We start from the raw sequence: 8,137 nt of genomic DNA, 5'->3' as shown, positions 1-8,137 counted from the left end.
GGACTCCTGGTCTGCCAGGATCACCGCCGAAGCCGACGGCCCGGCGAACTCGATCGACCGGATTGGAAGGCCGAGGACCGCGCGCAAATGAAGCTCGAATTCGTTCGGGAATTGCGAGATCAGGGTCACCATGCCCGTGTCATGCGGGCGCGGACTGAGCTCCGAGAAGATTGCCTGATCGCCCTTCACGAAGAACTCGACACCGAAGATGCCGTGGCCGCCAAGCGCTTCGACGACCTTGCGCGACTGATGGCGAGCGGAATGAAGCGCCTCGTTGGGGATCGCGGCCGGCTGCCAGCTCTCGCGATAGTCCCCCGCTTCCTGCCGGTGCCCGACCGGCGGGCAGAACAGGATCCCGTCCTTTGTCGCAACCGTCAGCAGCGTGATCTCGCTGTCGAACTTGACGAACTCCTCAACGATCACGCGAGGCCGGTCGCCGCGCATGTTGGCGACGGCGTAATCGTAGGCCGCGCCGACCTCGTCGGCTTTGCTCGCTGTTCTCTGGCCCTTGCCGGAGCTCGACATCACCGGCTTGACCACGCAGGGCATGCCAACTTCAGCCGCCGCCGTGATCGCTTCGTCGCGGGTCTCGGCGAAGCGATAGCGGGAAGTCACCAAACCCAGCTCGCGCGCGGCGAACTCGCGGATACCATCGCGGTTCATGGTCAGTTGCACGGCCCTGGCCGAAGGCGCGACCCGCCACCCTTCGCCTTCGAGCTGCGCCAGCGTTGCGGTGTCGATCGCCTCGATCTCCGGGATAATGACGTCCGGCCGATGCTTCTCGACCGCCGCCCTGACCGCGGCGCCGTCGAGCATCGGGAAGACCTCGAAAGCATCGGCCATCTGCATCGCCGGTGCGCCGGCATAGCGGTCGCAGGCGATCACTCGGCAGCCGAGCCGTTTGGCGGCAATGGTGAACTCGCGCCCAAGCTCTCCGGAGCCGAGCAGCATCAAGGTCGCAATCTCCATCGCATGAGCCGATAGCCGCCGAGGATTTGCTTCGCTAGACCGGCGGCGGAGGGGGATTGAATTGATGCGAAGCTTGCTGCTTGCCGCCGTTGCCGCGCTCTTGGTGGGGGCCGCGCCCGCCAAGAAATCGCAGACCCCGGGCGACGTCATCGCCGCATCGCCGGCGAGTGCGTGGCGAGCCATCGACCCCGATGATCTGCTGGTGATTGACCTCGCCGGGGGAGGTCGCATCGTCATCCAGCTCGCGCCGCAATTCGCGCCAGTCCATGTCGCCAACATCAAGGCGCTTGCCCGCGGCCATTATTGGGATGGCGCGACCATTTACCGGCTGCAGGACAATTATGTCGCGCAATGGGGCCTCAACGAAAGCGATAAGCCCTGGCCGACCGGCGTCGTCGCCAAGCCGCCGGCGGAATACACCCGTCCGCTCGCCGGCCTGGCCGTCCGCCCGCTGGGCTATGTCGATCCCTATGCGCCGGGCGTCGGCTACGCGGATGGCTGGCCGATCGCTTATGATCGCAAGGCTGGCTGGGCGACCCTCACCCACTGCTACGGCAGCGTCGGCGTCGGTCGCGACCTCGCGCCGGACACCGGCACAGGAGGGGAACTCTACGCAGTCATTGGCGGCCCGGCGCGAGCGCTCGATCGCAATATCGCGCTGGTCGGCCGCGTGCTCGAAGGCATCGATCGCCTGAGCGCACTACCGCGCGGCACCGGCGACCTCGGTTTCTACAAGGACAAGGCGCAATATGTGCCGATCACCGCGATCCGCATTGCCAGCGACATGCCAGCGGCAGACCGCCCTGCGTTCGAATATCTCGATCCGCAAAGCGCCGTCTTCGCCACCTGGCTCCGCGTGAAAGCCAATCGCAAGGACGATTTCTACGAAGTGCCGGCTGGCGGCGTCGACCTCTGCAACGCCGCCGTGCCGATCCGGAAAAAGGGCTGAAACTCTACGCTCAGGCGGCCCAGGCGGGCGTGTCGCCGTTCTTGTGGCGGATCGTGATGGGCGCGCCATGCGACCGGGTGCTCGCCTCGGCCAGCGGCAGTGCGGTTGCGCAAAAGGCGCACTCCGCCGACATCCTGCCGATCAGCCAGTGGGTCCGCCCGCAACCGGGGCAATGGTTGATCTCATGCTCGCGATAGACGGCGTGATAGCCCCGCTCGAAGGGCCTGCGCATCTCGCTCATCGATGAACTGCTCGCCATGCTCCCGTTTCCTTTCGCCGCTCGCCAACGAGCGACGGGCCGGGCGGTTGCAACAGCCGCTCGGCAACAGGTGGGATTCGTGATGAGTGGCGTTGGAGGCGCTCTCAGGAGCGCGCCAGGCCCTCGAGCGAAATCGGCTCGGCGAACTCGGCCCCGATGCGGTCGCCGGCGACCCATTTGACGACGGCGTTCGCCCGCTCGCGTCCCGGCAGCATCAGCCACACCCGCGCTCCGACCTCGAACTGTGCTTCGGCCTCGGCCATGAAGCCGCTCTCTGAAATGTTGAGCACCCGAGCCTCGACGCCGCTCGCGCCAAGCTCGCGCATCTTCGCCTCGAGCTCGACCCGGCGGCGAACGAAGCGGCGGCGCTCGTCGTGGTCGTCGATTTCGGCGATGCGCGCCCGGATCATTGAATAGTTCATCTCCATCGGCGGTCTACCCGATGCCGTCCAGGAAGGACAGGCCGATGCGCCCGCCCTTCGCCCAGATAACCTGAGCAGCGACATGCCCGCGGTCAAGCAACTGGATCCGCACCGCCTCTCCGATATGCGGAACGTGCGGGAAGATGATCATCGCGCCGGATTCGGAGACGTTGACCAGCCGCACGACGTGCCGGCGGCCTCGATAGTCGAGGACCGCGGTGCTCGACAGCGAGGCGTGCCGGAGCTCGCTGCGCTCGTCGATATTGCGCGCGGTCGATCGTGGGATCATGCCGCCGTCGAGACTGAGATCGGACGCCACTTGCCCGGTACTTCCCCCAAAAGTTCAAAGCCATCTGTAGCCGATTGAAACTTAAACTTTGGTTGTGATCGACCGCTATCGATGAGCGGAGCAACTGTGGCGCCGGGATCACTGGCGAGCGTTCGTCTTCCCGTGTATGCATCTTCAAGGGTGGAGATGTCCTTGAAAACGAAGGTTATGGTGCTGCCGATGAGCGGTCTGTCGAAGTGCATGTTGCTGGCCGCCGCGGCGGTGCTGGCGCCGGGCGCCGCGAGCGCTCAAGTTCGTCCTGCGCGTCCGGTTGCGCAGCCGCCGGGCACCGCCCCCCGCACCGGTCCTGCCGCGACACAGCCTGGGGCGCCCGTTCCCGGCAATCCGGATTACAAGCCGCCGCAGCCCAGCGACCAGCTGGCGCCGCTGCCGCTGCCGCCTGCGGTGTGGTCGACGCGCGATGCGCAGGACCTGCTCGCCACAATCGGCCAAATCGGCGCCGAGGGACTCGATCCCGCGGATTACGATCCGGCGGGGCTTGCCGCGGCGATTAGTGCCGGCGATCCCATCCTGCTCTCGAAGGCTGCCACCGATCGTTTCGATCGGGTGTCGTGGGACTTGGCCATGGGCCACGTCCGCCGGGCAGTGCGCGTCGATTGGTACGTGACGGACAATGATATTGATGCCGAAAAGCAGGACGCGCTGATGCGGAGCGCGCTGGCCACGCACCAGATTGGCGATGCCCTTCGCTCGCTGCTTCCGACCCACCCGCAATATGCCGCGCTCAAGGCCGCGCTGGCCTCGACGCCGGCAACCGATACCGCGAAGCTCGCCCGAATTCGCCTCAACATGGATCGCTGGCGCTGGCTGCCGCGCGACCTCGGGCAGAAATACATCATCGTCAACGTGCCGAGTTTCTACGCGACCCTGGTCGAAAACGGCGTCAACCGCTGGAAGAATCGGGCGGTCGCGGGCAAGCTCTCGACCCCGACGCCGCAGCTCTCGGCCACGGCGGTCGGCGTCATCCTCAATCCCTGGTGGGAAGTCCCCAAGAGCATCGAGCATGAAGCCGCCGGCAAGAAGGGCTTTGTCCCCGTGAAGGCGCCTGACGGCAGTGTCCAGCGTTGGCGCCAGCCGCCCGGCCCGACCAACGCCCTCGGCCAGATCAAGTTCGTCATGCCCAACAGCCAGGCGATCTACCTGCACGACACCAATGCTCGAAGCCGCTTCAACAGCGATGTGCGCGCGCTGAGCCATGGCTGCATCCGCACCATGAAGATCATGGACCTCGCGACGCAGTTGCTCGGCGACGACGGCGGGGAGTGGACCCCGGACAAGATCCAGGAGACGCTCGCCACCAAGAAGACGGTCCAGGCGAATTTCGTGAAGCCGGTGCCGGTCTACATCGTCTATTTCAGCTCGGCGGCACTGCTCGACGGCACGATCGTCAACTACCAGGACCTCTACGGCCGCGACGCCAAGGCGATGACGGCGCTCGAGATGAAGGACGGTGGCGCCAGCCTCGTCCCGCCCAAGGCGACGAAGCCGCCGGTGCCGGCCACCGACCAGGTCGCCGCCCGCTAGCTCAGCGCGCGTCCGGGCCCGTTCGCAGGACGCCGATGAGCTGGAAGAGGAAGATCAGGACGCCGAGCACCCACAGCACGGACGCCGCGATCGCAAGGCCCGGCTGGCTCTTCAGGATCGCAAAGCCGATCCCGATCGGCAGCATCACCGCCGCGCAGGCCGATATGATGAAGTGGAACAGCGCCAGCTTGCGCTCGGCCATCGCCGGGTAGGCGCGATAGGCGAGTCCGAAAAGGGCGAGCGAAGCCCAGCCAGCCAGGTTGATGTGCGCGTGCACCGGCGCCAGCGTGAAATCCTCCGACGCCCCCATCTTGATTCCCAACCCGGCACCGCACAGCAGCAGCACCGTTGCCAGCACCAGGAAGTAAATATCGATCCGCTTCATTGTTCGCCCCCACCGGACCCATCCGGACCACCATCGTGCGATGTTTGACGACTTCCGGCAATAGCTGGTGGGAGTGCCGGCGTTCTGGCCTCAGGTCGCCGAGCCGTCGCCGAGCCGCGAGTCAGCGTCGCTCAAACCGGCGGTCCGGGACCAGCCACAGAATGGCGACCGCAATGTACAGGACGACCGCGAGCCAAGGCGACACAAACAGGGATATGGCGACACCGAGCGCGTAGATCGCGACGCTCAGCCATTCCTTGCCGCGCCCACCCACGGCCCCGGCGACCGACGATATTTCACCTTCCGCCCAGATCAGTGCCTGCTCGAGGATGAAAAAGAACGCTCCGGCCATGAACAGCACAAGGCCGAAGATCGCTGTCTGGACCGGCGTCACTCCGTGCTCGCCGACCCAGCGGATCATGAAAGGGAACAGGCTCAGCCAGAACAGCAGGCCGAGGTTCGCCCACAACACTCGGCCGTCGATCCGCTTCACGCTCTGCATCAGGTGGTGATGATTGTTCCAGTAAATCCCGACATAGATGAACGAGAGCACGTAGGCGCCTAGCGTCGGCAATTCGCTTCTCAGCGCTTCCAGTCCCGTGCCATCCGGTACATGCAATTCCAGCACCATGATGGTGATGATGATCGCGATGACTCCATCGGTGAATGCATTGACCCGTTCCGGACCCACGCCGTCCCCCGCTTCCGCTTCGCTCGGCACGTTAAGGCCCGCGTGAGCCAGGGCAAGCGCCGTCGCGAGCCGTCAGCCATCAAGTCAGAACTCGAAGACAGGCGTCCGGCGTACCGGCCGCCCAAAGAGCCGAGGTCCCATCGCTCACTCGCGAGGCACCCCGCTGCCTCTCGCGCGTTTGTCCACCAACAGCCTAAACGGAGTGACTCATGAACATCGACACGCTCGCCGGCGAAGGAACGACCGCCAAGGGCCGGATCAAGGAATCGTTCGGAAATGCGACCGGCGACATCGACCTTCAGAACGAAGGGCTCGCCGATCAGCTGTCTGGCAACATCCGCCAGGCTGTCGGCGCCATCAGGGACTTCGCGCGCGCCCAGCCATTGCTGACAGCGGTCATCGTCGCCGTCATCGGGTCGTCGTTACTCGCCGGTTCGGCTCGGCGGCGCCGGGCGGCATAGGAATAGAGGAACGCGTCGTCAGGCCCACCAGGGCGGGAGGGGGCGCTGCTTAGGCCAGCTTGTCAGCGTAGATCATGCGGCCGCCCGCAAGGCGACGCATGACTTCGTACTGGCTGGCGCGCGACATCGCGAAGCAGCCTTCCGACCGGCCGAGCTGGCCGTGCAGCGGGATCATGTCGTCCTCGGCGTACCAGGCGTTGTGGATGACGATGGCGCGACCCTCGGCGTTGCTGTTCGAGGCATCGAGGCCGCGGACCCGCAGCGACGTACCGTATTTGCCGTCGTAATAATCGCCGGTGACATAGGTCCCGTTCGACGTCGCATAGGAGCCATAGTCGTTCGAAAAGCGCTCGACGTAGCCCGAGTGCGACGGGTCTGATCCGCGGCCGTGGCAGACGCGATAGCTGTCGACGGCGCCGCTGCGCATGTCGACGACGTGGAACCGCGGCTCGCTCGACGGACGCGAAAAGTCGGCGATGCCGATCGTATCGCGCGGATAGACCTGGTGATGGTCGAGCGCGGCCTTGGCGCGCGCGAACAACTGCGGGTCGATACCGCCTGGCGCGGCCGGGACAGCCGGCTGCGCATAAGCTTGAGGCTGGACCAAGGCTGGCGGCGGCACCAGCGGCGCCAGCGGATCGCGGCTCGGCTGCTGGCCCGGATAAATGATGGACGGCAGCACCTGCGAGATCGCAGACGAGGACAGGACAGCACCGGCCGCGCCAAGGCCGCCGAGACGCAACATTTCCCGTCGATTCAAAGTCATTCGTACCCTCCGCTCAGGCATTCATATAACAATCAGAGGGTTAACCGCCGATAACCTAAGCGGCCGGGTTTCCGCGTTCATCCCGCCGAGCGCTCGATTCACCGCAGGTATGACGCCGGCGGCGCGTGACTCGCACCAGAATCGAGACTCGGGCCGATTGACGCATGGATCGCGCTGCTCTGTTAGTGCCGGAGGTACAGGGGAGATGAAATGAACTTGGGAGTGGCAATAGCGGTAGGCGTGGCGATCGGAGCCGGGATCGGCGTCGCCATGCACAATCTTCCGGTTGGAATCGCCATTGGAGCTGGCTTGGGGGCCGCGTTTGGTGCCGTCGGGGCGAGGAAACCACGACGTTAGGCCAGCGCGGGAGAATGTGCCGCGCGGCCGTCGAGGCGACTTGATGATGCGAAGGAGCGCTGCTATGGCGCGCCTCCGCTGCGGGCCCGTCCTGCGGCGGCAATGGACATTGGCAGTGACTTGCCGGGGCCCCATCATGCCTCTGCCGAGCATTGCGCGAGAGCCGGCCTGACATGGTCCGGACAGAGAAGAATCTAGGAGTGTGACGGCAGTTTATGCAGATCATCGTTCGCGACAATAATGTCGAGCAGGCGCTGCGCGCGCTCAAGAAGAAGCTGCAGCGCGAGGGCGTCTACCGCGAGATGAAGCTGCGCCGTCATTACGAGAAGCCGTCGGAGAAGCGAGCCCGCGAGCGTGCCGCCGCGATTCGCCGCGCCCGCAAGCTCGAGCGCAAGCGCGCCGAGCGCGAAGGCGCCCGTTAAACCGGCCGGCGGCGTGTCCGTCGCCACCACCGTGCACGAAAAGCACCGCGGCGCCCCGATCATGCGGGTCGTCGCCGCGTTCGTGCTCCTCATCGCCGCCGCGATTGCGCTCGCCTGGCTCGGCGCCGGATCGCTTCGCCCTGCCGTGTCCGCCAGCGGTCTCCAGTTCCGGACGATCAGCCCTGGCAGCGGACCGACGATCCAACCGACCGACGCCGCGATGCTGGACTATATCCTGACCAGCAAGGACGGCACCGTCTTCGACAGCAGCGAGACCCATGGCGGCCCGCAGCCTTTCACGATGGACCAGGTCTTCCCCGGCTTCGCCGAGGCGATGAAGCGCATGCAGATGGGCGGCCAGTACCGCTTCACGATGCCGCAGAGCCTTGCGTTCATCGGCACTCCGCCGCCGCCTGGTTGGCCCAAGGACAGCCCCCTGACCTTCGACGTTCGCGTCCGCAAGATCGTCCCGGGAGGCGCGGCGATGCTTCAGCAACAGCAGATGATGCAACAGGAACAGCAGCAGGGCAGTGCGGCGCCTGGTGCCGGCGCGGCTTCGAACGGCTCGCCGCAACAATAGTCG

Annotated in this window: 12 protein-coding genes; 5 read left to right on the top strand and 7 right to left on the bottom strand. The window is 65.6% G+C overall.

Annotation, left to right across the window (positions count from 1 at the left end; genetic code table 11):
* Nucleotides 1–969 (bottom strand): formate-dependent phosphoribosylglycinamide formyltransferase (gene purT / locus JOZ79_RS06865; protein ID WP_294072372.1); only part of this gene is annotated, 969 nt, incomplete at its 3' end.
* A 64-nt stretch (nucleotides 970–1,033) separates the two neighbouring features.
* On the opposite strand from purT, the gene JOZ79_RS06860 reads away from it, so the two are divergent.
* The gene (locus tag JOZ79_RS06860; protein ID WP_294072369.1) at nucleotides 1,034–1,918 is read left to right on the top strand and encodes a peptidylprolyl isomerase; all 885 of its coding nucleotides are present in this window, start codon (nucleotides 1,034–1,036) and stop codon (nucleotides 1,916–1,918) included.
* Nucleotides 1,919–1,928: 10 nt separating this feature from the next.
* Here the strand turns inward: JOZ79_RS06860 and JOZ79_RS06855 are convergent, their stop codons facing one another.
* From JOZ79_RS06855 to JOZ79_RS06845, 3 genes are all read right to left on the bottom strand, one after another.
* Nucleotides 1,929–2,177: a hypothetical protein gene (locus tag JOZ79_RS06855; protein WP_294072366.1), complete on the bottom strand. Its 249-nt coding sequence runs from the start codon at nucleotides 2,175–2,177 to the stop codon at nucleotides 1,929–1,931.
* Nucleotides 2,178–2,281: 104 nt separating this feature from the next.
* Nucleotides 2,282–2,587: a PilZ domain-containing protein gene (locus JOZ79_RS06850; RefSeq protein WP_294072363.1), complete on the bottom strand. Its 306-nt coding sequence runs from the start codon at nucleotides 2,585–2,587 to the stop codon at nucleotides 2,282–2,284.
* A gap of 25 nt (nucleotides 2,588–2,612) precedes the next feature.
* Nucleotides 2,613–2,918: a PilZ domain-containing protein gene (locus JOZ79_RS06845; protein WP_294072360.1), complete on the bottom strand. Its 306-nt coding sequence runs from the start codon at nucleotides 2,916–2,918 to the stop codon at nucleotides 2,613–2,615.
* Between the two features lie 162 nt (nucleotides 2,919–3,080).
* Between JOZ79_RS06845 and JOZ79_RS06840 the strand changes: the two genes are divergently transcribed.
* Entirely contained in the window at nucleotides 3,081–4,472 is a 1,392-nt protein-coding gene (locus JOZ79_RS06840) for a L,D-transpeptidase family protein (protein ID WP_294072357.1), read from the top strand.
* Between the two features lies 1 nt (nucleotide 4,473).
* Here the strand turns inward: JOZ79_RS06840 and JOZ79_RS06835 are convergent, their stop codons facing one another.
* Complete coding sequence (locus JOZ79_RS06835) at nucleotides 4,474–4,857, bottom strand: hypothetical protein (protein ID WP_294072354.1); 384 nt, start codon at nucleotides 4,855–4,857, stop codon at nucleotides 4,474–4,476.
* 121 nt (nucleotides 4,858–4,978) lie between these two features.
* Nucleotides 4,979–5,578 (bottom strand): TMEM175 family protein, encoded by a 600-nt coding sequence (locus JOZ79_RS06830; protein ID WP_294072351.1) that lies wholly within the window; start codon nucleotides 5,576–5,578, stop codon nucleotides 4,979–4,981.
* 179 nt (nucleotides 5,579–5,757) lie between these two features.
* Here JOZ79_RS06830 and JOZ79_RS06825 point away from each other — a divergent pair, with 179 nt between their 5' ends.
* Complete coding sequence (locus JOZ79_RS06825) at nucleotides 5,758–6,009, top strand: CsbD family protein (RefSeq protein WP_294072348.1); 252 nt, start codon at nucleotides 5,758–5,760, stop codon at nucleotides 6,007–6,009.
* A gap of 49 nt (nucleotides 6,010–6,058) precedes the next feature.
* Here JOZ79_RS06825 and JOZ79_RS06820 read toward each other — a convergent pair whose 3' ends face one another.
* Nucleotides 6,059–6,775, bottom strand: a complete 717-nt coding sequence (locus JOZ79_RS06820; RefSeq protein WP_294072345.1) for a murein L,D-transpeptidase catalytic domain family protein — start codon at nucleotides 6,773–6,775, stop codon at nucleotides 6,059–6,061.
* 572 nt (nucleotides 6,776–7,347) lie between these two features.
* Between JOZ79_RS06820 and rpsU the strand changes: the two genes are divergently transcribed.
* Both rpsU and JOZ79_RS06810 read left to right on the top strand, forming a co-directional pair.
* The gene (gene rpsU, locus JOZ79_RS06815; RefSeq protein ID WP_155265546.1) at nucleotides 7,348–7,554 is read left to right on the top strand and encodes a 30S ribosomal protein S21; all 207 of its coding nucleotides are present in this window, start codon (nucleotides 7,348–7,350) and stop codon (nucleotides 7,552–7,554) included.
* Nucleotides 7,555–7,567: 13 nt separating this feature from the next.
* Nucleotides 7,568–8,134, top strand: a complete 567-nt coding sequence (locus tag JOZ79_RS06810; RefSeq protein ID WP_294072338.1) for an FKBP-type peptidyl-prolyl cis-trans isomerase — start codon at nucleotides 7,568–7,570, stop codon at nucleotides 8,132–8,134.
* The last annotated feature ends 3 nt before the right edge of the window (nucleotides 8,135–8,137 follow it).

It is taken from the genome of Sphingomonas sp. (assembly GCF_019242355.1).
GTDB lineage: Bacteria > Pseudomonadota > Alphaproteobacteria > Sphingomonadales > Sphingomonadaceae > Sphingomicrobium.
Note: the sequence above shows the minus strand (reverse complement) of the source record. Positions and strands in the feature narration are given on the sequence as shown.

Bases quoted from the DNA above. Each gene is read 5' to 3' on its own strand.
- JOZ79_RS06855 (WP_294072366.1), bottom strand. From the start codon at position 2,177: ATGGCGAGCAGTTCATCGATGAGCGAGATGCGCAGGCCCTTCGAGCGG.
- JOZ79_RS06860 (WP_294072369.1), top strand. From the start codon at position 1,034: ATGCGAAGCTTGCTGCTTGCCGCCGTTGCCGCGCTCTTGGTGGGGGCC.
- rpsU (WP_155265546.1), top strand. From the start codon at position 7,348: ATGCAGATCATCGTTCGCGACAATAATGTCGAGCAGGCGCTGCGCGCG.
- JOZ79_RS06850 (WP_294072363.1), bottom strand. From the start codon at position 2,587: ATGATCCGGGCGCGCATCGCCGAAATCGACGACCACGACGAGCGCCGC.
- JOZ79_RS06820 (WP_294072345.1), bottom strand. From the start codon at position 6,775: ATGACTTTGAATCGACGGGAAATGTTGCGTCTCGGCGGCCTTGGCGCG.
- JOZ79_RS06825 (WP_294072348.1), top strand. From the start codon at position 5,758: ATGAACATCGACACGCTCGCCGGCGAAGGAACGACCGCCAAGGGCCGG.
- JOZ79_RS06835 (WP_294072354.1), bottom strand. From the start codon at position 4,857: ATGAAGCGGATCGATATTTACTTCCTGGTGCTGGCAACGGTGCTGCTG.